This is a genomic window from Burkholderia sp. DN3021 (assembly GCF_049805555.1).
Taxonomy (GTDB): domain Bacteria; phylum Pseudomonadota; class Gammaproteobacteria; order Burkholderiales; family Burkholderiaceae; genus Burkholderia; species Burkholderia pyrrocinia_C.
On sequence record NZ_JBNCAB010000002.1, the window covers coordinates 133,377 to 155,817 of the forward strand.

The following is a 22,441-nucleotide window of genomic DNA, read 5'->3' on the forward strand; positions in this document are numbered from 1 at the left end:
CACGGCGGCTTGCGCGGGCCGGCGCCGCGCCGCATGCGCAGCAGACGTAACGCTAGCCGAACGCGCGCGGGCTGTCCACGGCGCGGCTGTCCGGCGTGGCCGGCTGCCGCATCGCGCCACGACGACACGTCACGCCATGTCACGCCATGTCACGCCATGCGTCGGCCGCGCTCGGCTGCGCGTCCGACACGCGGTTGCGTCCGCCGGACTTCGCGCGGTACAGCGCCTCGTCGGCGCGCCGCAGCAGCGTTGCGGCGTTCGCGCGGCCGTCGGCGGCGGTCGCCGTGCCGATGCTCGCGGTGACGCGCCCGTACGGGCTCTTCACGTGTTCTATGCCGAGCTCCGCGATCGCACGCCGGATGCCTTCGGCGACGGTTGCCGCGCCATGCGCGTCGGTGTCGGGCAGCGTGACGACGAATTCCTCGCCGCCGTAGCGCGCGACGTGGTCGCCGTCGCGGCGCAGGCAGCGCGACGCGGATTGCGCGACGCGGCGCAGCACGTCGTCGCCGGCCGGGTGGCCGTAATAGTCGTTGAACGCCTTGAAGTGATCGACGTCGACGAACAGCACGGACAGCGGGCGGCCGCTGCGCGACGCACGCTGCGCTTCTTTCGCGAGCACCGTGTCGAACGTGCCGCGGTTGTCGAGGCCCGTCAGCGAATCGGTGTGCGCGAGCCGGTACAGCTTCGATTCGGCGATCTGCCGGCGCTTCAGTTCGCGCGACAGCGCCAGCGAGCCCCACGCGATGAACCCGGTGAACAGGAACATCAGTACGACGGTCCAGATCGCGCGGTGGTGCCACGGCGCGTAGACATCGAGCTCGGCCGGCGCGACGTCGACGATCAGCGGCAGGCCGGGCAGATGCTTGTAAACATAGATGCGCCGCACGCCGTCGATGCTGCCGATGCCCGCCAGCACGCCTTCGCGGCGGCGCAGCGCCTCGATGAACAGCGGCGAATCGTGCAGGTCGAGGCCGACCACGCGCGCGTCGTAAGGCAGGCGGCTCACGAGTATGCCGTTGAGCTCGGCGATTGCCGCGCTGCCGTGCTTGCCGACCGCGAGGCCGTCGAGCAGCGCGCGAAAGTAGTCGATGCTGAGCGTGCCGACGACCACGCCGCCGAACGTGCCGTCGGACAGCGTGATCCGGCGGCTGAGCGCGATCGTCAGTGCGCCGCCGCGCAGCCGGGACGCGTAGGGCCGGCTGATGTAGAGGCCCTGCGCGAGCCCGTTGCGGTGCACGGTGAAATAGTCGCGGTCCGCATAGTTGCCTTGCCGCGCGGGCGACGCGCTCGAATCGATCACGATATTGCCGTGCGCATCCATCACGAAAAGCGACCCGAGATACGCGCCGGTGGCGGCGCGGTCGAACAGCAGCCGGTGGCGCTGGCGCGGCGGCAATGTCATCAGTTCCGGATCGGCCACGCCGTCGACGACGTTTTGCAGCGACAAATCGTAGAGTTCGATATTGCGCGCGATATCGCGTTCGATCAGCAGCATCAGGTTGCGTGCATTTTCGACCGCGTGCTCATACGCGTCGCGTCGCGCCTCGATTAAAAGCGACGTCGAAAGTCCCCAACTGAACATCAGCAGGACGATGCCAGCGACGAGCACGCCGCGGGGCGACAGAATGCGTGCCACGATCGACGCGGTATGGCGGCGCAGCGTGGCGGGCAGCGGGAGTGACTTCATCCTCGGGGGCGGCGGGCGGCGGATACTCGTGTTGTCGACGGTTCCGCGCGCTGATTATTTCGAATTAACCCGCATTATCTCGCGAAATCCTGCAATTCGCGTGCGCATGCAAAACATGCATGCGGAAACGGCGATTCGAAACGGTTCCGCATCATTACCGCATTGCGCGCGGGCGATTTGATTTGAATCAATTGTCAGTATCGGTCGTTTTGTCTGATTAATGGTGCGATGACCGGTCGATTTTTCGTATCGGCGCGGTATTTGGCGGATCGAGACAGGATTACCCGCTTACCGGGCGGAATGAAAAGCCGAATAACCCCGGCATATCCATGGTTTTTGCGCCGGCAGGCGGCTGCGGTTGCGCCGATGCAGCCAACTCCTTGATTCTGCGAAATCTCTGCGGCCGCGGCGGGCATGTGCGCCTGAGCTCCCTCCATGGCGAATCAGGTAGAATCCGCGCTTCGCCGCAGGCGCCCGCCGCGCAACGCGTATCGGGGCCGCATCGAATGCATCGCAGGACGCGTACCGCGCTCCGATTCCGCATGCGCCGGCTACGGATGCCGGCCCGCTCAACGTTCGTCTCGTTTATGTCCGCAATTCCGAAATCCGACCAACCCGGTTCGTCCGCGAACCCACCCAAGCTTCATCGCGCGCTGAAGGCGCGCCACCTGACGATGATCGCCATCGGCGGCTCGATCGGCACGGGCCTGTTCGTCGCGTCCGGCGCGTCGATCTCGCAGGCCGGCCCCGGCGGCGCGATGGTCGCGTACATGCTGATCGGCCTGATGGTCTATTTCCTGATGACGAGCCTCGGCGAAATGGCCGCGTTCATGCCCGTGTCGGGTTCGTTCGCGACCTACGGCGCGAAATACGTGGACGAAGGCTTCGGCTTCGCGCTCGGCTGGAACTACTGGTACAACTGGGCCGTGACGATCGCGGTGGAGCTCGTCGCCGCGCAGCTCGTGATGCACTACTGGTTTCCGGACGTGCCGGGCGTGTGGTGGAGCGCGGCCTTCCTCGCCGTGATGTTCCTGCTCAACGCGCTCACCGTGCGCGGTTTCGGCGAAGCCGAATACTGGTTCGCGCTGATCAAGGTCGTCACCGTGGTCGCGTTCATCGGCGTCGGCCTGCTGATGATCTTCGGCATTCTGAAAGGCGCGCCGAGCAACGGCTGGGGCAACCTGACGATCGGCGACGCGCCGTTCGCGGGCGGCCTGCCGGCGCTGATGGGCGTCGCGATGATCGCGGGCTTCTCGTTCCAGGGCACCGAGCTGATCGGCGTCGCGGCCGGCGAATCGGAGCACCCGCGCACGACGATTCCGCGCGCGGTGAAGCAGATCTTCTGGCGCATCCTGCTGTTCTACGTGTTCGCGATCTTCGTGATCGGCGTGCTGATTCCGTACACCGACCCGAACCTGCTGAAGACGGACGTGACCGACATCGGCGTGAGCCCGTTTACGCTCGTGTTCCGCCATGCGGGCCTCGCGTTCGCGGCCGGCGTGATGAACGCGGTGATCCTGACGGCCGTGCTGTCGGCCGGCAACTCGGGCATGTACGCGTCGACGCGGATGCTCTACAACCTCGCGACCGAAGGCCGCGCGCCGAAGGTGTTCGCGAAGCTGTCGCCGGGCGGCGTGCCGCGCAATGCGCTGTATGCGACGACGGCCGTCGGCGCGCTGTGCTTCTTCACGTCGCTGTACGGCGACAAGACCGTGTACCTGTGGCTGCTGAACACGTCGGGGATGACGGGCTTCATCGCATGGCTCGGCATCGCGGTCAGCCACTACCGGTTCCGCAAGGGCTACGTGAAGCAGGGTTATGCGCTCGACCAGCTGCCGTACCAGTCGAAGTGGTTCCCGTTCGGCCCGCTGTTCGCGTTCGTGCTGTGCCTCGTGATCGCGCTCGGGCAGGACTATCAGGCGTTCCTCGCGAACAAGATCGACTGGGCCGGCGTGACCGCAACCTATGTCGGCATTCCGCTGTTCGTCGTCGTGTGGCTCGGCTTCCGGCTCCTGAACAAGAGCCGCTTCGTGCGCTACGAAGACATGGAGATCGCGCCGTGGGTCGCCGCGAGCCGTGGCGCGCAGCCGCAGCCGGTGGCGAATCGCGAAACCGCGGGCTGACGCGGGCGCGGCAGGCGGCCGCGCGACATGCGATGAAACGGGAAGCCTCGCGCTTCCCGTTTTTTTTGCCCGGCTTTTGCCTGCACGGGGTCAAAGCCGGTTATATTGCCCGACCCTACCGGGCCACGGCCCGGCCGGCGCGACACGCGCAGCGCGGATCGGCATCCGGCGCGCATGGCGCGCGGCGGCCGGCGGCGCCCGGCGTTTTCATCGTTCCATCCGGGCCGGCACGGCCCGCGGAGCGCGCAACCCAGAGGAATCCATGAGCGCATCACCCGCCGAGCGGAAGGCCGGACCCGTTTCCATCGTGCGAATCGAAGCCGCGATCAACGCGTGGCGCGAAGTGTACCCGCCGGCACCGGACGGCGAGGACGGCTACGCGCTCGACGCCGGCAGCAATTGTCTCGCCGAGCTGTACGGCACGATGATCTGCTATCGGCTGCCGGACGTGCCGCTCGACTCGCTGAGCAACGAGCAGCGCGACGCGCTCTACGCGACCGAGGTGTGACGGGCGGTCGCGACGCTGCCGCGACACGGCCGGCGTCGATCGGGAAACGGGAAGCCTTCAGGCTTCCCGTTTTGCTTTGGGCGGCGCGTGGCCGTGTGCGTGGAGGTTTGCGCCGCCTGCGGTATCGTGACGACATCGTCCGACCGTGGTTTGACGTCGGGGCGCTGTCCGGGAGGCATCGAAAATGGAGTTGAGACACCTCCGCTACTTCGTCGCGGTTGCCGAGGAGCGGAATTTCACGCGTGCGGCGGAACGGCTGCATATCGCGCAGCCGCCGCTGAGCCGGCAGATCCAGCAGCTCGAGGAGGCGCTCGGCGTGCCGCTGTTCGAGCGCAATGCACGGCCGCTGAAGCTGACCGACGCGGGGCGCTTCTTCTATTCGCACGCGGTGCAACTGCTCGCGCAGACGGCCGAGCTCGAATCGATGACGAAGCGGGTCGGCAAGATCGAGCGCAGCATGTCGGTTGGGTTCGTCGGCTCGACGCTGTACGGGATGCTGCCGAAGATCATCCGGCGCTTTCGCAGCGAGTATCCGGCCGTCGAGCTGAGCCTGCACGAGATGTCGACGATGGACCAGATCAAGGCGCTGAAGGAAGGGCGCATCGACGTCGGGTTCGGGCGCATCCGCCATGAAGATCCGAGCGTGCGGCGCGTCGTGCTGCGCGAAGAGCGGATGATCGTCGCGCTGCCGGTCGGCCATCCGCTCGACAGTGCGAAGCCCGTGCTGTCGCTGCACGATCTCGTGAACGACACGCTGATCATCTTCCCGAAGGCGCCGCGGCCGAGCTATGCGGACCAGGTGCTCGCGGCCTTTCACGATCGCGCGTTGCAGCCGCGGCGGATCTACGAGACGCGCGAACTGCAGATCGCGCTCGGCCTCGTCGCGATGGGCGAGGGCGTGTCGGTCGTGCCGCACAGCGTGTACGGGCTGAAGCGCGACGACATCAGCTACAAGCCGCTCGACGATCCGAACCTCGTGTCGCCGATCATCATGAGCATGCGGATGCTCGACGAATCGGAGGACATCCGCGCGATGCAGGCGCTGATCTACCGGCTGTACGACGAAGCGCAGATGGAGTATCTGCCGCCGCAGCCCGAATGAGCGCGCGGGCGGTGGGGGCTTGCTTGACGCTGCGCGCGCGGGCAGGCCAACATGCGGGGATCCGATGGGGCCGCCGACGTGCGGCCGCTTTTATGCAGACGACCGACACATGACCGATAGCCTGATCGAGGAGACAATCGTCGAGACGCCGCAAGGGCGTCTTTTCGCGAAACGCTGGCGCGCTCGTCCGGTGCAAGATGAGACGGGCACGTCCGGGGCGGCCGCGCCTAAGTCGGTCGCACCCAAGCCGGCCGCGCCCATCGTGCTGCTGCACGATTCGCTCGGCTGTGTCGACCTGTGGCGCGACTTTCCCGCGCACCTCGCGAACGCCACGCAACGCGACGTGATCGCATACGACCGCCTCGGCTTCGGCCGCTCGGATCGTCATCCGGGGCAGCTCGGCACGACATTCGTGCGCGACGAGGCCGATCGATCGTTCGATGCCGTGCTCGAGCAACTGCGTGTCGATGCGTTCGTCGCGTTCGGGCACAGCGTCGGCGGCGGGATGGCGGTCGGCTGCGCGGCCGCGCATCCGGATCGTTGCCGCGCGCTCGTGACGGTTGCCGCGCAGGCGTTCGTCGAGGATCGCACGCTGGCCGGCATTCGCGACGCGGCGCTGCAGTTCGACGAACCGGGCCAGCTCGACCGGCTCGCGCGCTATCACGGCGACAAGGCCGAGTGGGTGCTGCGCGCGTGGGTCGATACGTGGCTGTCGCCGGCGTTTCGCGACTGGAATCTCGACGACGAATTGCCGCGCGTGCAATGCGCGACGCTCGCGATTCACGGCGAAGACGACGAATACGGCTCCGACGTGCATCCGAAGCGGATCGCCGCGCGCGTCGCGGGGCCGTCGTCGTTTCTGTTGCTCGCCGGATGCGGGCACATGCCGCACCGCGAGCGCACGGACGACGTGCTGGCCGCGGTGGCGACGTTCCTGCGCGACGCGGGCGCCTGAGCGCCCATGCAACCGGCGGCCCAGTGCCCGCCGGCTGTCAAAACGCCAGCTGGATCGCGAGGTCGATCGCGAGCAGCGCGATCGAGCAGCCGATGCCGAGGATCACGTTCGGCAGCCGGTGCTCGAAGTCGCGATTGTCGCGGCGCATCGCGGCGCCGAGCAGGAAGATCGCCTCGACGACGATCTGCAGCCCGACGAACAGCAGCATCAGCAGATACTCGTAACCCATCTGCTTGAACGCGGCGAATTGCATCCCGTGATCGCGGATCCACTGGCCGACGCGCAGCAGTTCGTAAATGAACAGCAAGGCGGGAAACAGGTAGCTGATGAAATAGGTCGGCGCGGTGGCGTGCCGTAGTTCGAGGTGGAAGTGCTGATGCGTGGTAGCCATCACGAATCCCTCCTTGCAACGCATGGTTGCGGTCGCGACGGCGGCGCGACAACGTGCGAATTACGGGATTACCCGATGCACCGTGCGCAGCCGTTCGACACCAGCATACTGCTGCGCGGCACATTTGGCATGCAGTGCGTGCATTCATCGTGAAAAACCGTATGCGCTGCGCGACGCATTCAACGTGCGGCACTCGCCGGATGCGGCATGTCGACGGGTTGCGTGGCGCCCGATGCATTCGGCAGCAACCATTCCGGATACTGTTCCGGATCGCGGGCCAATGCGCTCAGCTTTTCGCTTGCGCGCCTTCAATAAACAACTTCGCGACCGACTGAAACTCCCGTTTCAGCGACAGCCCCGGCACCGTCAACCAGCGCAGCATCGCCGCGAGATACAGGTGATGGAACCACGTCGCGAGCTGGTCGGCCCGCAGCGTTGTGTTCAGTTCGCCGGATTGCTGCCCCGCGGCGATCAGTTGCCGCCACACCAGCGCGATATCGCTGCCGTTCTCCCCGCCGTTTTCCGGATCGACCGTACCGATGCTCAGGAAGCGGTGCCGCAGATACGCGAGCAGGTACACCGGATGCTGCTCGCACCATGCGGCCGATGCGTCGAGCACGCAGCCGATGCGCGACGCAAAGGTCTTGCGCCGCGCGACGTCGCGTTGCAGATGCGCGAGGTCACGCGCGAGCTCGCCTTCGAGCCAGTGCGCGAGCACGGCTTCCTTCGTCGGAAAGTGGTTGTACAGCGTGCGCTTCGCGACATCGGCCTGCGCGGCGATCTGTTCCATCGTGACGGCTTCGTAGCCGTGCGCATCGAACAGGCGCGCGCCGGTGGCGGCGAGATGCGCGAGCATCTGGATGCGCTTGCGCGCGCGGCGGCCCGGATCTTCGGTTGGAATCGGCATGATGGGGGGATCTGCTGAACGTGCATGAGTTGCATTAGTATACGACGTGCATTTTTTGAGATCCACCAATTCCCGTCGATGGAACGAGGAGTCACGCATGAAGCTTGTCATCGCCACCTACGGCACCGAAGGCGATACGCGCCCGCTCGCGGCGCTCGGCCGCGCGCTGATGGATGCCGGCCACGATGTGCGGCTGCTGGCCGATGCCGCGACGCTCGGTTCGGCCGACGCGCTCGGCGTGCCGTCGGCGCCGTTGTCCGGCGATATCCGCCGCGCGATCGCACCGGACGGCGCGTTGTCGGACGCGGTGCGCGGGAGCGGCGGTTTCAACGATACGTCGAAGGCGCTCGCGGCGATCGCGAATGCGAACACGGCTGCATGGATGCGCGAAGTCGCCGACGTGTCGGCCGGTTGCGACGCGATCCTCGTGTCGGGGCTCGCTTCGTTCGTCGGGTTGTCGGTCGCCGAATATCGTCGCGTGCCGGCGATCGGCGCCGGCATGATCCCGATCACGCCCACTGCCGAATTCGCGTCGCCGTTCCTGCCGTCGGGCAAGCTGCCGCGCTGGCTGAACCGCGCGAGCCACCGGTTCGTCAATGCGTTGCTTTGGCAGGCGTTCAGGGAGGCAACGAATGCGGCGCGCGCAAGCGTGTGCGGGCTGCCGCCGCGCAAGCAGGTATGGACCGATCATCCGATGCTGTACGGCGTATCGCCGGCGCTGCTGTCCGGCCCGGCCGACTGGCCGTCGCAGGTGCTTGCATGCGGGCAATGGCGTATCGATGCGCGCGCATGGGCACCGCCGTCCGAACTCTCCGCGTTTCTGGACTCGGGCGATCCGCCGGTGTACATCGGCTTCGGCAGCATGGCCGGTTTCGACCGGGCCGCGATGGCCGACGCGCTGACGCGTGCGCTCGACGGCCGCCGCGCGCTGTTCTATCCGGGCTGGAGCGGCATCGATGCGTCGCTGCTGCCGGCGCATGTACGCGTGATCGGCGATACGCCGCACGACTGGCTGTTCCCGCGCGTGTCGATGGCGATTCATCACGGCGGATCGGGCACTACGCATTCGGCCGCGCGGGCCGGCATTCCGTCGGTCGTCGTGCCGTTCGCGGGCGATCAGTTCTTCTGGGCGAACCGGTTGCAGCGGCTCGGCATCGCGGATGCGCCGGTCGCGGGGCGGCGCGTGGACGCGGCCGCGCTTGCGCGGGCGATCGCGTTTGCCGAACGCGGCGACGCGAAGGCGCGAGCAACGGCACTCGGTGCCCGTATCGCTCAGGAGGACGGCTTGAAGCTGGCGGTCGGCGCGCTCGAGCGATGGGCGCGCCCCGGCGCGCGGTGAGGCCGCGCGTCAGAAATGCCCGGTGAACCGGTAACGGCTGCCCGGGTGCCACAGATTGGCGACCGACGCGACCAACCCTTGCGACCACGTGCGCCGATGCAGCAGCAGGCACGGTTCGCGGTCGTCCATCGTCAGATGGCGGCGCGTTTCGGCGTCGGGCATCGCGGCCTCGATTCGGTATTCCACGCGCTGCAGCGGTGCCACGCGCGTCAGGTACTGGTTCGGCGTCGTCGTCGTGAAGTCCTGCAATGCGTATTCGGGCGCGCAGGCCGGATTGACCCAGCGCTCCTCGAGCTGCACGGGCGTGTCGTTCTCGAAGTGCAGCACGCGCGAATGGAAGATCGGGCTGCCGGTGTCGAGCTGCAGCTCGTCGGCGAGCTTCGCATCGGCGACGGCCGCGCCGACCTGCAGCACCTGCGCGCGATAGCCGTGGCCGCGCGCGGCGACTTCGTCGGAGATGCTGCGGATCGCGACGAGCGTCGATTCGTACTTCGGCGATGCGACATACGTGCCCGAGCCGCGCGTGCGCGTGAGCACCTGTTCGGCCGTCAGCTCGCGCAGCGCGCGGTTGACGGTCATCCGCGCGACGTTGAATTCGCGCGCGAGCTCGTTCTCCGACGGCACCTGGTCTCCTTCCGCCCATTCGCCGGCATGAATGCGCGCGAGGATGAAGTCCTTGATTTCCTGATAGATCGGTGTGGTCATGGGATCGCGATTCGAGAGTCGGCAGCGGCCCGCCACCGAATGCCGATCCGGCGCGCGCCCGGCGCCGAGTGTACCGGTTTCGCGGGCGCGCGGGCCCGGATTCCCCGAATGATCCCTGTTCGGCCGGCGCGCGTCCATGCGGGATTGCACAGGGCGACCGGCCTTCGATAGCCTGCGCGCGGTCAGAACCGATGCCGGATGCCGACCGTCGCGACCACCTGCGTGTTCGTCGACGAAGCCGCGAGCCCGGTGACGTTCGCGAACCCGAGCGGCGCGCCCGACGGCACGCCGAACTGGTGCTGGTACACGGTTTCCGCATACACGTCGGTGCGCTTGCTCAGCGCGTAGTCGGCCATCAGCGTCACCTGGTGCCATTTCGGCCGGTGGCTGCCGGCCGCGTCGTCGTAGCGGCCTTCGGTGAACGTATAGGCACCCGCGAACGAGACCGCCGGGGTCAGCGCATAGCGCGCATTGATCTCGTAGTTGTCGAAGCGCAGCGCGTTCAGCGCGCCGGGCAGCGACGACGCGGCCGTTTCGTCGAACATCGAATGCGTCCACAGTGCGCCGACCGTCAGCCGGTCGAACGCATAGCTGCCGCCGGCGCCCACTACGCGTTGACGCACGGCGGGGAAGTTCGGACCATCGTTCGTCGACAGCGCACCGCTCGCCGTCAGCCCGCCGCGGTTGAGCTGCAGGTACGCGGCGCCGAGACTGACCGGCCCGTTCGCATACGACACGCCCGCACTGTACGCGCGATTGTTCGCGAAGCCGCCGGCCGCGTTGCTGAACCCGTACAGGCCGCCGAACTGCCAGCCGGCGAGCGTCGGGCTCGTGTATTTCACCGCGTTGTCGATGTAGAACGAATCGTCGATGTTGTCGTTGTCGAACGGATGCGACGCGAGGTTGTTGCCGTCGCCGTTGTTCGCCATTGCCAGCGGGCCGAGATAGTCGACCACGGAGTCGTACTGCCGGCCGAGCGTCAGCGCGCCGTATTGGTCGCTTTGCAGGCCGACGTACGCGCGGCGGCCGAACATCGTGTTCCGGTAGGACTGCGTGCCGTTGTTCAGGTTGAAGCCGTTCTCGAGGCGGAACAGCGCGTGCAGGCCGCCGCCGAGATCCTCGTTGCCGTTCAGCCCGAAGACCGTATTCGACAGCAGGCCGCTGCCTTGCTGCCACACGCTTTTGCCCGACTGGTTGTTCGTATAGGCGATACCGGCATCCAGCATCCCGTAAAGCGTGACGCTGCTTTGCGCATGCGCGGCGGCGCCGAATAACGCGAGGGAGAGGGTACCGACGACTGCTTTTTTCATGGATTGTGCTTCCTGGAAAGGCCCGTAACGACGGGAACGGCGATCCGTCGCGTGCGCCGGCGCGAACGCGTTCGGTTCGTGTAGAACCGCGCCCGTTCGTGCCGGATGCGTGCGTTCGAATCGATGAAAGGGAGGCGTCGCGCAGCCGAAACGGCTGCCGGCTAGTGCTGCAACAGGCGGATCGTGCCGAACTCGGCAGCCGGCAGCAGGCGGAGTATCTCCATGATGGCCGGCGACGCCTGCGACCGCGCGACTTCGAGCTCGATGCACGCGCGTCCGGTGCGCTTGTCGATCGCGGCCGTATAGAAATTGAGCGCGGCGCCGACAGCCTGATGCAGCAGGCGCCGCACGACGGCGAGATTGTCCGATTCGACGTGGATCGACAGCAGCACGAGTTCGTCCGCGGGGCACCGGCGCCGCGAACGAACGGGCGGCAGCTCGCGTGAAGCAGCGGATTCGGTTCTGGTCGGTTTCATGCGTTCATCCCCGGGTCGCATCGTGCTCCGCGCCGCGGAGATCTCGTGTGGACATGGCGCCCATTCTAGGAATCGCCGTGACGATACGGTGTATAGACTCGCACTGGCCCTGAAAAGAACGCATAAAAAAACACCATGCCCGCCGGTTTTCGTCTTTACAGATTTTTTATTTCTGACGCGCCTCGAATTCCGGCTGCTCGCCGCGCTGATTCGCGCGCGCGGCGGCGTGATCGCCGCGCGGCAACTGCTGGCCGAGGTGTGGGGCATTCACGACGCGGACCGCGCGCACTACGTGCGCGTGTACATGACCAACCTGCGGCAGAAACTCGAACCGGTGTCGGCGAGGCCGCGGCACCTGCTGACGGAACTGCAGTTCGGCTACCGGCTGGTCGGACTGGAAACGGTCGGCGCGACCCGCGAGGTCTAGACGGGTGTTGCGTGCCTTCCGGCCGCTCCCTTACGCATCGAGAAAGCCGGAATTCAGCATCGCGGAATCCATAGTTAATTGAAATTTAAGGAAAATTTCGACGCATGATCATAATCGTCCGACAATTAGAGATAAACACGGATTGCTGGCGATGCCCGTGAAAAGGCAAAGTTGTATGTACAACTTGGAGCGTCGCTAGACAGGGCGATTTCCGGGTTGGAAGGGGTCGCGGCGAAGCCGCCGTGCCGGCGGCGCCGGTGCGGGCTGCCCGACGGGACCCCTGCCCAGTTCGCCTCTGACAGGAACGCCATGAAGAAACTCGCGCTCAGTATTGCCCTTGCCTGCATCGCGGTCGGTGCCCACGCCAAGGATTGGTCGACGATCCGGTTCGGCGTCGACGCCAGCTATCCGCCGTTCGAATCGAAGGACGCAAGCGGCAAGGTGGTCGGCTTCGACGTCGATCTCGGCAACGAGATCTGCGCCCGCCTGAAGGCGAAATGCGTGTGGATCGAGAACGACTTCGACGGGATGATTCCGGCGCTGAAGGCGAAGAAGTTCGACGGCGTACTGTCGTCGATGTCGATGACGCCGGCGCGTGCCGAGCAGATCGCGTTCTCCGACAAGCTGTTCAACACGCCGACGCGCCTCGTCGCGAAGAAAGGCGCGAACCTGCTGCCGACGGCCGAATCGCTGAAGGGCAAGTCGGTCGGCGTCGAGCAGGGCACCATTCAGGAAACCTACGCAAAAGCCTACTGGGCGCCGAAGGGCGTGCAGGTCGTGCCTTACCAGAACCAGGACGGCGTGTACCAGGATCTGATGTCCGGCCGCCTCGACGCGGCGCTGCAGGACGCGGTGCAGGCCGATATCGGCTTCCTGAAGACGCCGCGCGGCGCGAACTTCCAGTTCGCCGGCGGCGACATCGACGATCCGAAGACGCTCGGCAACGGCGCGGGCATCGGCCTGCGCAAGGACGACGCCGACCTGAAGGCGAAGATCGACGCGGCGATCGCCGCGATGCTGAAGGACGGCACGTACAAGAAGCTCGAGAAGAAGTACTTCGCGTTCGACGTCTACGGCGGCTGACGCTTTTTCGGCGCACGCGGCTTCGGCCGCGCTGCGCCGCCTGTCTTTCCGGATCGGGATACGCTGACATGATTTTCCAGGGATTTGGCCCGCTGCTGTGGGCCGGCACGGTCGAGACCGTGAAGCTCGCGGTGCTGTCGCTCGCCGCGTCGCTCGTGCTGGGGCTCGCCGGCGCGGCGGCGAAACTGTCGACCAATCGCGTGCTCAAGTCGATCGGCACTTTCTATACGACGCTGATCCGCGCGGTGCCGGACCTCGTGCTGATGCTGCTGCTGTTCTACGGGATCCAGATCCTGCTGAACAACGCGACCGACCTGATCGGCTGGGACCAGATCGACATCGATCCGTTCGTGGCCGGCGTCGTGACGCTCGGCTTCATCTACGGCGCGTACTTCACCGAGACGTTCCGCGGCGCGTTCCTCGCGGTGCCGCGCGGCCAGCTCGAAGCCGGCTTCGCGTACGGAATGGGCGGCTGGCGCGTGTTTCATCGCATCCTGTTCCCGCAGATGATGCGCTTCGCGCTGCCCGGCATCGGCAACAACTGGCAGGTGCTCGTGAAAGCCACCGCGCTCGTGTCGATCATCGGCCTCGCCGACGTGGTCAAGGCGTCGCAGGACGCGGGCAAGAGCACGCTCGATTTCTTCTTCTTCACGCTGGCCGCGGGCGCGATCTACCTCGCGATCACGACGGTATCCAACGTCGTGCTGCATCACCTCGAGAAGCGTTATTCCGTCGGCGTCCGGAGGCTCGCACTGTGATCGAACTCATCGGCCAATACTGGCAAAGCTATCTGTACACCGACGGCTACCGCTTCAGCGGCCTCGCGATCACGCTGTGGCTGCTGGTCGTGTCGATCGCGCTCGGCTTCGCGCTGGCCGTGCCGCTCGCGATCGCGCGCGCATCGTCGAACCGCTGGATCTCCGGCCCCGTGTGGCTCTATACGTACGTGTTCCGCGGCACGCCGCTCTACGTGCAGCTGCTGATGTGCTACACGGGCATCTATAGCCTGCAGGTCGTGCACGATCACGTGCTGCTCGACACGTTCTTCCGCAACGCGATGAACTGCACGCTGCTTGCGTTCGTGCTGAACGAATGCGCGTATGCGACGGAGATCTTCGCGGGCGCGATCAAGGCGACGTCGGCCGGCGAGATCGAGGCCGGGCAAGCCTACGGGATGTCGCGCTTCAAGCTCTATACGCGGATCATCCTGCCTTCCGCGCTGCGCCGCTCGCTGCCGAGCTACAGCAACGAGGTGATCCTGATGCTGCACGCGACCACGCTCGCGTTCACCGCGACCGTTCCCGACATCCTGAAGGTCACGCGCGACGTCAATTCGGCGACGTACATGTCGTTCCAGGCCTACGGCATCGCCGCCGTGCTGTACGCCGCCGTCGTGTTCGCGCTCATCTGGGCATTCCGCAAGCTCGAGACGCGCTGGCTCGCGTACCTCTCGTCGCGCGGCCATTAATGCATTCGCAACGAAGGACCAAGCATGTACAAGCTCACAGTCGATAACCTGCACAAGAAATTCGGCGACAACGAGGTGTTGAAGGGCGTGTCGATGAAGGCGAAGGCCGGCGACGTGATCAGCATCATCGGCTCGAGCGGCTCCGGCAAGAGCACGTTCCTGCGCTGCATCAACTTCCTCGAGCAGCCGTGCTCGGGGCAGATCACGATCGGCAGCGAGCCGATCCAGACCACGCGCGACCGCAACGGGGCGCTGCGCGTGGCCGACCAGAAGCAGCTGCAGCGGATGCGCACGAAGCTGTCGATGGTGTTCCAGCACTTCAACCTGTGGGCACACATGACGGTGCTCGAGAACGTGATCGAGGCGCCGATGGCCGTGCTTGGGATCGGCAAGGACGAGGCCGTCGCGCGGGCACGCAAGTATCTGGAGAAGGTCGGTCTTGCGCCGCGCGTCGAGGGCATGTATCCGTCGCACCTGTCGGGCGGCCAGCAGCAGCGAGTTGCGATTGCACGCGCGCTGGCGATGGAGCCGGAAGTGATGCTGTTCGACGAGCCGACGTCGGCGCTCGATCCGGAACTGGTGGGCGAAGTGCTGAAGGTGATGCAGAAGCTCGCCGAGGAGGGCCGCACGATGGTCGTCGTCACGCACGAGATGGGCTTCGCGCGCAACGTGTCGAATCACGTGATCTTCCTGCACCAGGGGAAGATCGAGGAGGAAGGGAATCCGCAGGAGATTCTCGTGAATCCGAAGAGCGAACGGCTCGGGCAGTTTTTGTCGGGGCGGTTGAAGTAAGTAAGCAAGCAGGCAGCGTTGTGCATCGCCCGTGAAGCCGCAATGGCGTCCCCGGGCGATGCGGAGATTGAAGTACGCTTACAGTTGCGCGAGCGCGTCCGTCAAGGGCCGCTGCGCGGCACGCACGAGCGGTAACCTGCACGGCTTCGCGCCGTCGCAAACTGGAACGCTAAGTGCTTGTCAGGCTTGATCCTTTCGATGAAGGAGCACCACGATGAGCACACCGACTACAACCCATTTTTCCCACGTGAAGCCGCAGGACACCGCGTATCAAGGCGAAGGCCTGCGCGACTTCTTCCTGTATCGCGATCTCGGCATCGCGGCCGCGACGAACGGCAAGGTCGTCGCGCAACTCGTCAGGGCGAATCATGCACCGACGGCGGGCACCGGCTGGCACCGTCACGAGGCCGAGTTCCATATCGTGTTCATGCTGAAGGGTTGGGCGCGCTTCATGTACGGCGAGCAGGAAACGCTGGTGTCCGCCGGCGATTGCGTGCATCAGGCGCCGGGGATCGTCCACTACCTGTTCGACTACTCGCCGGACATGGAGTATCTGGAGATCGTCGGGCCCGCCGATTTCAAGTCGATCGACGTCGAAGGGCCGTGCGCCGTGCCCCCCCCGACGCCGTGGGGCGAGACGGGCGCGTAGCTGCGCGGTTTTCCGACGCGCGCGTGCACCGACCGACGCGCATCGTGCGCACGTTTGCGACAGACCGCCTTCGGGCGGTTTTTTTGTTGATCCTTCCCGGAAGCCGCCGCGTGCTCCGCTGACCATTCGAATTCCGAAGGGGCGGGAAGCTGAAGATCCGGAAAGAAAGGAAAGAGATTCGTCAGCTTCGCGTGACGGATTGTTACGTGGTGTCAAAGATCGTCAATTGCGGGCTGCGCGGTGCACGGCCCGTCGACGGCCGGCGTTAAGGAGGTACCAGCCGGATTACCGGCTGACTACCCGGGAGAGTTCCATGAAGCGCATCGCGAAGATCCTGACGGCCACCGCAGTGACATGCGCCGTTCTCGCTCCGGCGCTTGCCGAAGCCCATTCGCACCGTGTGTGCCATTTCGATCATCACCACCATCGCATGTGCCGCTGGGTGCGGTAACCGTGGCTTTCCCCGGGGATGCCCGGGACGCTTTCACCATTCAGGCAAATCAGGAGAGGACTATGAAAAAGACAATGTTGATCGCCGCGCTCGTCGCCGGCATGGGGGTGTCGATCGGTGCGTTCGCGCAGGTTCCGGCCAGCGCGCCGGCCGGCACGACCGGTCTGTGCAAGGACGGCTCGTTCTACTCGGGCGCATCGAAGAAGGGCGCATGTGCAGGCCACAAGGGTGTGAAGACCTGGTACGGCGCATCGTCGTCGGCTGCGGCCAGCGCGCCGGCCGCGATGGCGCCTGCGACGGCGGCTTCCGCTGCCGCCGCGTCCGGTTCCGCGCCCGCGAAGAGCGCCCCCGCGACGACCGCCGCAGCGGCGCCGGGCGGCGGCGCGGGCAAGGTGTGGGCCAACGACAGCACGAAGGTCTATCACTGCTCGACCGACAAGTACTACGGCAAGACGAAGCACGGCAGCTACATGTCGGAAGCGGATGCGAAGGCGAAGGGCTTCCACGCGTCGCACGGCAAGGCCTGTTCGTAACGCGGGCAGGGCGCGCGAGTTCATTCGCTTGCGCGTCGTCTGAACGCTGCACGAAATCACGCCCCGCCGCCCCGGCGGGGCGATTCATTTGCAACGCCGGCGGTTGCGTCGCAGCACCGGTTCAGTGCGCACGATGCGATTATGTTTCGGTCGCCGTATCGTGCTCGGTTGCGCGCGCATCGAGCAGCGCACGCAACGTGACGTAGCGCGCGCCGTTCGCGTCGCCTTCCGCATCCGCGGTGCGATCGTACGGTTCGTTGTCGTGGATCGTCGCGCGCACGATCGGATAGATCTGCGTTTCCCAGCGACTGCCGTTGAATACGCCGTAGTGGCCCGCGCCCGTCTGCACGTGGTGCGTCTTCAGATACGACGGCAACCCCGAACACAGCTCCTGCGCGGCCACCGTCTGGCCCACCGCGCAGATATCGTCCTTCTCGCCTTCGATCGTCAATAGCGCGGTGCGGTGAATCGCCGCCGGTTCGACGAGCGTGTCGCCGACCGTCAGTTCGCCGCGCGCGAGCGCGTATTGCTGGAATACCTTCTCGACCGTTTCCAGATAGAACTCCGCGGTGAGATCGGCCGTCGCGAAGTATTCGTCGTAGAAACGCCTCAGCGTGTCGGCTTTCGCGGGGTCGCCTTTCGCGCGCTGGTAATACAAATCGGCGAACGACGCCGCATGCCGGTCGGGGTTCATCGACATGAACGCGCCGACCTGCACGAAGCCCGGATACACGCACCGCTGCGCACCGACGAAGCCCGTCGGCACCACGCTGATCAGGTTCTTCGCGAACCATTCGATCGACTGGCTCGTGGCGAGCGCGTTGACCTTCGTCGGATTCACGCGGCAGTCGATCGGGCCGGCCATCAGCGTCAGGCTCGCGGGCTGCGCCGGATCGCCGCCGGCGGCCATCAGCGCGACCGCCGCGAGCGCGGCGACGGTCGGCTGGCAGATCGCGAGCACATGCGTGTCCGGGCCGACCTGGCGGATGAAGTCGATCACATGCTCGACGTATTCGTCGAAACCGAAGCGCCCGGCCGTCAGCGGGATGTCGCGCGGGTTGTGCCAATCGGTGATGTACACGTCGTGGTCGGCCAGCATCGTGTGCACCGTGCCGCGCAGCAGCGTCGCGAAATGCCCGGACATCGGCGCGACGATCAGCACGCGCGGCTGGCGCGCGACCGGCAGCGCCTTGCGGAAATGCAGCAGCGTGCCGAACGGCGTGGCCGCGGCCGCTTCCTCGACGATCGGCACCGTTTCTCCGTCGACGACGATCGAGTCGATCCCGAACGGCGGACGCCGGTGCGAGAACGCGCAGCATTCGAGCAGTTCGCACAGCGCGTCGAGCATGCGGCCTGTCGGTGTCGACGTGGAGGCCGGCCACAGCGACATCGTCGCGCGCGTGGTGGCCGCCCATGCGCGCGCCGGGCGCAGGCATTCTGCAGACCATTGGTAGAACGGATAGGCAAGCAGGTTCATGACCGTCGCTCGTTGCGCTGCGTTGCAATAAACGAGGCAAGCCGTGTGCCAGCGTCCGATTGGCACGCGCGTTGCGTGCGGTTCGGGAACGCGGTGGCGCAGGTGGCGCGCGACGACGGACGGCAGAAGGCGATGCATTGCCACGCCGGTCCGGCGCGCGGCCCGTGCTGCAATACCGTGCGGCGCCGCGCCAGTTCGGCGAATATGCCGCACAGGCGTGGTGCGGGTGACGGGTGCGGCGTCCGCTTTCGGTGCAGGGGCACGAACGGCTTTCAGCAGGGGAGCGACATGGAATCCACCGGACAGACGACGCTGACCATCAGCAGCCGCAATTACTCGTCGTGGTCGATGCGCGGCTGGCTGCTCGCGAAGCTGAGCGGGCTTGCGTTCGACACCGTCAGCGTACCGATCGATGCCGCGTCGCGCGCGGAGCTGCTGCTGCTGTCGCCGTCGATCCTCGTTCCATGCCTGACGCACGACGGCAACAAGGTGTGGGATACCCTCGCGATCGCCGAATACCTGAACGAAATCCGGCCGCAGGCGCGGCTGCTGCCTGAAGACCGGCATGCGCGCGCGCATTGCCGGTCGATCTGCGGCGAGATGCATTCCGGTTTCAGCGCGTTGCGATCCGCGCTGCCGATGAACCTGCGCGCGCATTTCCCCGGCTTCCGGATCTGGTCGCGCGCGCAGCACGACATCGAGCGGATCGTGACGATCTGGCACGAGTCTCTGGCCGCGTATGGCGGGCCCTGGCTGTTCGGCGCGGAGATCGGCATTGCCGACGCGATGTATGCGCCGGTCGTCACGCGCTTCCTGACCTACGACGTGAAGCTGGAGCCGGATATCGCCGAGTACTGCATGCGTGTGCTCGCGCATCCGTTCGTCGCCGAGTGGATCGACGCGGCGAAGGCGGAGCAGGAAGACATCGACGAACTCGACATGGAGTTTTGATGCGCGCGATCGCGGCGTGCTTTCAATTGCACTACACGCGCAAGCATCGAAATTGGGTTTTCGATGCAGCTGCGCAATGCGCAAACGTTTTACCTTGATTCCGGGTTAGACCGAGTGCGAATTCCCTAAAGGATGTTGAGCCCGATGACGTAAACGAGTCACGGGGACGACTCGCGACACGCATGCTTTCGACGTGCGGCGCGCAGTCTGCAATAACCAGCGCAGCAGGGGAATCGACGTGAATCGTCAGCAATCGTGGACGCGTACAGCGGCGCCCGGAGAAATCATTTACTCGGAGGGCTTCGCGGGCGAGCCCGTGATCTTTCTGATCACCGACGGCAAGGTCGAGCTGTCCACGCGATGCGACGACAAGCGCGTCATCGTCGCGACGCTCGGCCGCGGCGAGTTCTTCGGCGAGTCGGCGCTGCTCGCCGCCGAGCCGCGCGCCCATACCGCGAAGGCGCTTTCGTTCTGTCAACTCACGGTCGTGCCGGCCGGCATGCTCGATGAAGAAATCGAGCGCGTGTCCGCGCTGCTGCGCCATATCGTGCGAACGATGATCCGGCGCGTGAAGCGCAAGGACGACCAGCTCGCGACCTACACGCATGCGGACTTCATGCCCGGCGTGCTGTCGTATGCGCATGTGCTGTCGCTGATGGCCGGCGCCGATGCGCGCGAATCCGGCGATGGGTGGGCGCGCAGGCCGATGCAGGCCCATGCGACCGCAACCTCGGTGCCGCTCGCCGAAGTGATCCGCAAATGCCGCGCGATTGCGGGCCACTCGCGACCGCACGTGCTCGCGATGCTGCGACGCATGGAGAAGCTCAATCTCGTCACGATCGAAGCCGCGCAGGCCGACCATGTCGGCGGTGCAGCCGACTACGCGGCTTCGTCGGATGCGCGCCAGGTCGTCACGTTCGATGCCTCGCGCGTGATCGATCGCGCGCAGCAGGTCGCGGACCACGATCTCGACCTGTCGATCAACAGCGAACTCGAGCTCATCGAACTGGCCGATCTCGAATCGCTGATCGGTGTCGAGAAGACGCTGTTGCTCAACAAGCTGTCGAACGGCGAGATCGCCGACGAAGTGTTCGCGTTCCGCAAATCGAAGGTGCTCAGTTACGTCGAGCAAAAGGGCGTCGCGTATTTCTCGCGGCGCAACGCGCGTCGCGGCGGCGACGTGCGCGCGCTGGAGGATCTCGTGTGGGTCGACCAGCGCACGCTGTTCGACGTGATCAGCGCGTTCGATACGTACGATCTCGCGAAGCTGATCGCGAACCTCGACGATCGCGCGGTGGCCGACAAGCTGTTTTCCGTGATGACCGAGGCGCGGCGCAACGAGGTGTCGTGGGTGATGCGCCGCGAGCTCAAGCTCGATCCGATCGAGATCGAGGATATCGAGCAGCGCGTGCTGGATGCCGTGCGCGCGGCCAAGGCGCCGGCGACGGGCGCGGCGTCCGTGGCGTCGGATGCGTGACACGGGAGGCGTATGGATCTGTTGACCTTGGCCGGTGTGGTGCTGGGCGGCGCGGCGATCGTGTTCGGTTTCGCGCTGGAAGGCGGGCATTTTTCGATGCTGTTCCAGTTCGAGGCGCTCGTCATCGTGCTCGGCGGCACGCTCGGCGCGGTGATGATCCAGAACACCTGGGCACGTTTTTTCGACGCGGTGAAGCAGTTGCGGCTCGCGTTCGTGCGCGCGAGAGAGGTCGATCGCAAGCACCTGTCCGACCTGCTCGAATGGGGCGACCGCGCGAAGCTCGACGGGCTGCTTGCGTTCGAGTCGATGGACGTGAGCGGCATTCATCCGTTTGCGCGCCGCGGGCTCGAACTGCTGGCGAACGGCGTGTCGACCGCCGTGCTCGAGGATGCATTGCAGCGCGAACTCGACGCATACGAGCGCAGCCGGCTGGCCGCCGTGCGCGTATGGCAGCAGGCCGGCGGTTATGCACCGACATTCGGCATTCTCGGATCGGTGCTCGGGCTCGTGCAGGTGACGAGCCATATTCTCGAACCGGCGCAACTCGGGCCGGGCATCGCGGTTGCATTCATCGCGACGCTGTACGGGCTGGCGTTTGCGAACCTCGTGTTTCTGCCGCTTTACGGCAAGCTGCGCGCGCAGATCGATAGCGAGCTGCGGTTTCGCAAGCTGTATCTCGACGGATTGCTCGCGATCTCGCGCAAGGAGTCGCCGCATACGATCGAAACGCGGCTGACCGGTGATGTGCGCGGGCGTGCGGCCGAGTCGCTCGCGTGATGTGCTGCGTTTGCGGTACGACAAACAGGGATCTTCGGTATGACAGCCCGAACTGACGGCGCGGCTACCGCCGATCGCGACGACGATGAAGCCGAAGGCGCGCACTCCGGGCGCTGGCTGATTTCATACGCGGATCTGATCACGACGCTGATGGTGCTGTTTCTCGCGCTGTATGTGCTCCAGCTCGCGAAATACAACGCGCTCGACGCGCGATACCAGACGCTCGCGCGACATGCCGGTGGCGCTGCGAGTATTGCTTTGCCCGAGCGCGCGCCGGCCTGGCTCGCGTTGCTCGACAAGTTGAAGGCGAACGGCAGGATTTCGTTGGTGAAGGCACCGCACGGCGTCGAGATCGGCATCGACGCGAAGATTCTGTTCAACGTCGGAGATGCGCACTTGCTGCCCGATTCGCCGCCCGTGCTGAATCAGATCGCGCAGGCACTGAGCGAGCACGCGACCGGCGACATTCTCGTCGAAGGGCATACGGACAACGTGCCGATTGCGAACGCGAAATACGAATCGAACTGGGAGCTATCGTCGGCGCGCGCGGGGAGTGTCGTGCGCTATCTGACCGAGCGCGGCGTGGCGCCGCACCGGCTCGCGGCGATCGGGCGGGCCGATACGCAGCCGCTCGTGACGGGCGACGATGCCGCCGCGCGGGCGCGGAATCGGCGCGTGACGATCTTTGTTGCGTATTGATTCGCGCTGATCGTGCACGTATAGGCGGCCGCATATGCCCGCCTGTCAACGACATAACGAATCTCGCATGATCGACATCTGAAATCAGCGATGCGCTTCTGCGCGTGCATGCCGATAACCCAAACTGGCTCAGACCGAGCGGTTATCGAGGGTT

General features: G+C 65.8%; 23 protein-coding genes and 1 pseudogene. 17 read left to right on the plus strand and 7 right to left on the minus strand.

Annotated elements, in window-relative coordinates; all coding sequences use genetic code 11:
- Positions 1 to 139: 139 nt before the first annotated feature.
- Positions 140 to 1,687, minus strand: a complete 1,548-nt coding sequence (locus tag ACPUER_RS01805; RefSeq protein ID WP_175960552.1) for a sensor domain-containing diguanylate cyclase — start codon at positions 1,685 to 1,687, stop codon at positions 140 to 142.
- Between the two features lie 587 nt (positions 1,688 to 2,274).
- Between ACPUER_RS01805 and ACPUER_RS01810 the strand changes: the two genes are divergently transcribed.
- The 4 genes from ACPUER_RS01810 to ACPUER_RS01825 all read left to right on the plus strand — a co-directional run bounded on the left by ACPUER_RS01810 (position 2,275) and on the right by ACPUER_RS01825 (position 6,375).
- On the plus strand, positions 2,275 to 3,810 hold the full coding sequence (locus ACPUER_RS01810) for an amino acid permease (RefSeq protein WP_425130207.1): 1,536 nt from the start codon (positions 2,275 to 2,277) through the stop codon (positions 3,808 to 3,810).
- Positions 3,811 to 4,072: 262 nt separating this feature from the next.
- Complete coding sequence (locus ACPUER_RS01815) at positions 4,073 to 4,318, plus strand: DUF3717 domain-containing protein (protein ID WP_034182147.1); 246 nt, start codon at positions 4,073 to 4,075, stop codon at positions 4,316 to 4,318.
- A gap of 184 nt (positions 4,319 to 4,502) precedes the next feature.
- Complete coding sequence (locus ACPUER_RS01820) at positions 4,503 to 5,420, plus strand: LysR family transcriptional regulator (protein ID WP_034182148.1); 918 nt, start codon at positions 4,503 to 4,505, stop codon at positions 5,418 to 5,420.
- Between the two features lie 109 nt (positions 5,421 to 5,529).
- On the plus strand, positions 5,530 to 6,375 hold the full coding sequence (locus ACPUER_RS01825; RefSeq protein WP_425130208.1) for an alpha/beta fold hydrolase: 846 nt from the start codon (positions 5,530 to 5,532) through the stop codon (positions 6,373 to 6,375).
- A 37-nt stretch (positions 6,376 to 6,412) separates the two neighbouring features.
- Here ACPUER_RS01825 and ACPUER_RS01830 read toward each other — a convergent pair whose 3' ends face one another.
- On the minus strand, positions 6,413 to 6,766 hold the full coding sequence (locus tag ACPUER_RS01830) for a hypothetical protein (RefSeq protein WP_425130209.1): 354 nt from the start codon (positions 6,764 to 6,766) through the stop codon (positions 6,413 to 6,415).
- A 286-nt stretch (positions 6,767 to 7,052) separates the two neighbouring features.
- Positions 7,053 to 7,673 carry a TetR/AcrR family transcriptional regulator gene (locus ACPUER_RS01835; protein ID WP_175960546.1) on the minus strand — a complete coding sequence of 207 codons (621 nt, stop codon included), beginning with the start codon at positions 7,671 to 7,673 and terminating at the stop codon, positions 7,053 to 7,055.
- 97 nt (positions 7,674 to 7,770) lie between these two features.
- On the opposite strand from ACPUER_RS01835, the gene ACPUER_RS01840 reads away from it, so the two are divergent.
- Positions 7,771 to 9,012, plus strand: coding sequence for a glycosyltransferase (locus ACPUER_RS01840; RefSeq protein WP_425130210.1), 1,242 nt, complete (start codon positions 7,771 to 7,773; stop codon positions 9,010 to 9,012).
- A gap of 9 nt (positions 9,013 to 9,021) precedes the next feature.
- On the opposite strand, the gene hutC is transcribed toward ACPUER_RS01840, so the two are convergent.
- The 3 genes from hutC to ACPUER_RS01855 all read right to left on the minus strand — a co-directional run bounded on the left by hutC (position 9,022) and on the right by ACPUER_RS01855 (position 11,503).
- On the minus strand, positions 9,022 to 9,717 hold the full coding sequence (hutC, locus tag ACPUER_RS01845) for a histidine utilization repressor (RefSeq protein ID WP_011548284.1): 696 nt from the start codon (positions 9,715 to 9,717) through the stop codon (positions 9,022 to 9,024).
- Between the two features lie 182 nt (positions 9,718 to 9,899).
- Positions 9,900 to 11,027 carry a porin gene (locus ACPUER_RS01850; protein ID WP_425130211.1) on the minus strand — a complete coding sequence of 376 codons (1,128 nt, stop codon included), beginning with the start codon at positions 11,025 to 11,027 and terminating at the stop codon, positions 9,900 to 9,902.
- Positions 11,028 to 11,188: 161 nt separating this feature from the next.
- Positions 11,189 to 11,503 (minus strand): hypothetical protein, encoded by a 315-nt coding sequence (locus tag ACPUER_RS01855; protein WP_310131494.1) that lies wholly within the window; start codon positions 11,501 to 11,503, stop codon positions 11,189 to 11,191.
- Between the two features lie 172 nt (positions 11,504 to 11,675).
- Here ACPUER_RS01855 and ACPUER_RS01860 point away from each other — a divergent pair.
- From ACPUER_RS01860 to ACPUER_RS01895, 8 genes and pseudogenes are all read left to right on the plus strand, one after another.
- Positions 11,676 to 11,930, plus strand: a pseudogene (locus tag ACPUER_RS01860) (winged helix-turn-helix domain-containing protein); the annotation flags it as partial.
- Between the two features lie 309 nt (positions 11,931 to 12,239).
- The gene (locus ACPUER_RS01865) at positions 12,240 to 13,013 is read left to right on the plus strand and encodes an ABC transporter substrate-binding protein (protein WP_175960541.1); all 774 of its coding nucleotides are present in this window, start codon (positions 12,240 to 12,242) and stop codon (positions 13,011 to 13,013) included.
- Between the two features lie 68 nt (positions 13,014 to 13,081).
- Positions 13,082 to 13,771, plus strand: a complete 690-nt coding sequence (locus ACPUER_RS01870) for an ABC transporter permease (RefSeq protein WP_175960539.1) — start codon at positions 13,082 to 13,084, stop codon at positions 13,769 to 13,771.
- Positions 13,768 to 14,481, plus strand: coding sequence for an ABC transporter permease (locus tag ACPUER_RS01875; protein ID WP_425130212.1), 714 nt, complete (start codon positions 13,768 to 13,770; stop codon positions 14,479 to 14,481). Before ACPUER_RS01870 ends, ACPUER_RS01875 begins: the two co-directional genes overlap by 4 nt.
- A 24-nt stretch (positions 14,482 to 14,505) precedes the next feature.
- Positions 14,506 to 15,273: an ABC transporter ATP-binding protein gene (locus tag ACPUER_RS01880; protein WP_175960538.1), complete on the plus strand. Its 768-nt coding sequence runs from the start codon at positions 14,506 to 14,508 to the stop codon at positions 15,271 to 15,273.
- 214 nt (positions 15,274 to 15,487) lie between these two features.
- Positions 15,488 to 15,922: a cupin domain-containing protein gene (locus ACPUER_RS01885; protein WP_072439159.1), complete on the plus strand. Its 435-nt coding sequence runs from the start codon at positions 15,488 to 15,490 to the stop codon at positions 15,920 to 15,922.
- 313 nt (positions 15,923 to 16,235) lie between these two features.
- Positions 16,236 to 16,373 (plus strand): HHHH-motif protein, encoded by a 138-nt coding sequence (locus tag ACPUER_RS01890; protein WP_175960536.1) that lies wholly within the window; start codon positions 16,236 to 16,238, stop codon positions 16,371 to 16,373.
- Positions 16,374 to 16,435: 62 nt separating this feature from the next.
- On the plus strand, positions 16,436 to 16,906 hold the full coding sequence (locus tag ACPUER_RS01895; RefSeq protein WP_425130213.1) for a DUF3761 domain-containing protein: 471 nt from the start codon (positions 16,436 to 16,438) through the stop codon (positions 16,904 to 16,906).
- 139 nt (positions 16,907 to 17,045) lie between these two features.
- On the opposite strand, the gene ACPUER_RS01900 is transcribed toward ACPUER_RS01895, so the two are convergent.
- A complete protein-coding gene (locus ACPUER_RS01900) occupies positions 17,046 to 18,383 on the minus strand; it encodes a polyhydroxyalkanoate depolymerase (protein ID WP_425130214.1) in 1,338 nt (445 codons plus the stop codon).
- A gap of 288 nt (positions 18,384 to 18,671) precedes the next feature.
- Here ACPUER_RS01900 and ACPUER_RS01905 point away from each other — a divergent pair, with 288 nt between their 5' ends.
- The 4 genes from ACPUER_RS01905 (at position 18,672) to ACPUER_RS01920 (ending at position 22,287) form a co-directional block, all read left to right on the plus strand.
- Positions 18,672 to 19,334 (plus strand): glutathione S-transferase family protein, encoded by a 663-nt coding sequence (locus tag ACPUER_RS01905; RefSeq protein ID WP_425130215.1) that lies wholly within the window; start codon positions 18,672 to 18,674, stop codon positions 19,332 to 19,334.
- Between the two features lie 238 nt (positions 19,335 to 19,572).
- Positions 19,573 to 20,811: a cyclic nucleotide-binding domain-containing protein gene (locus tag ACPUER_RS01910; protein WP_425130216.1), complete on the plus strand. Its 1,239-nt coding sequence runs from the start codon at positions 19,573 to 19,575 to the stop codon at positions 20,809 to 20,811.
- 12 nt (positions 20,812 to 20,823) lie between these two features.
- On the plus strand, positions 20,824 to 21,588 hold the full coding sequence (locus tag ACPUER_RS01915; protein WP_175960529.1) for a flagellar motor protein: 765 nt from the start codon (positions 20,824 to 20,826) through the stop codon (positions 21,586 to 21,588).
- Positions 21,589 to 21,627: 39 nt separating this feature from the next.
- Complete coding sequence (locus ACPUER_RS01920; RefSeq protein WP_425130217.1) at positions 21,628 to 22,287, plus strand: OmpA/MotB family protein; 660 nt, start codon at positions 21,628 to 21,630, stop codon at positions 22,285 to 22,287.
- Positions 22,288 to 22,441 lie beyond the last annotated feature (154 nt).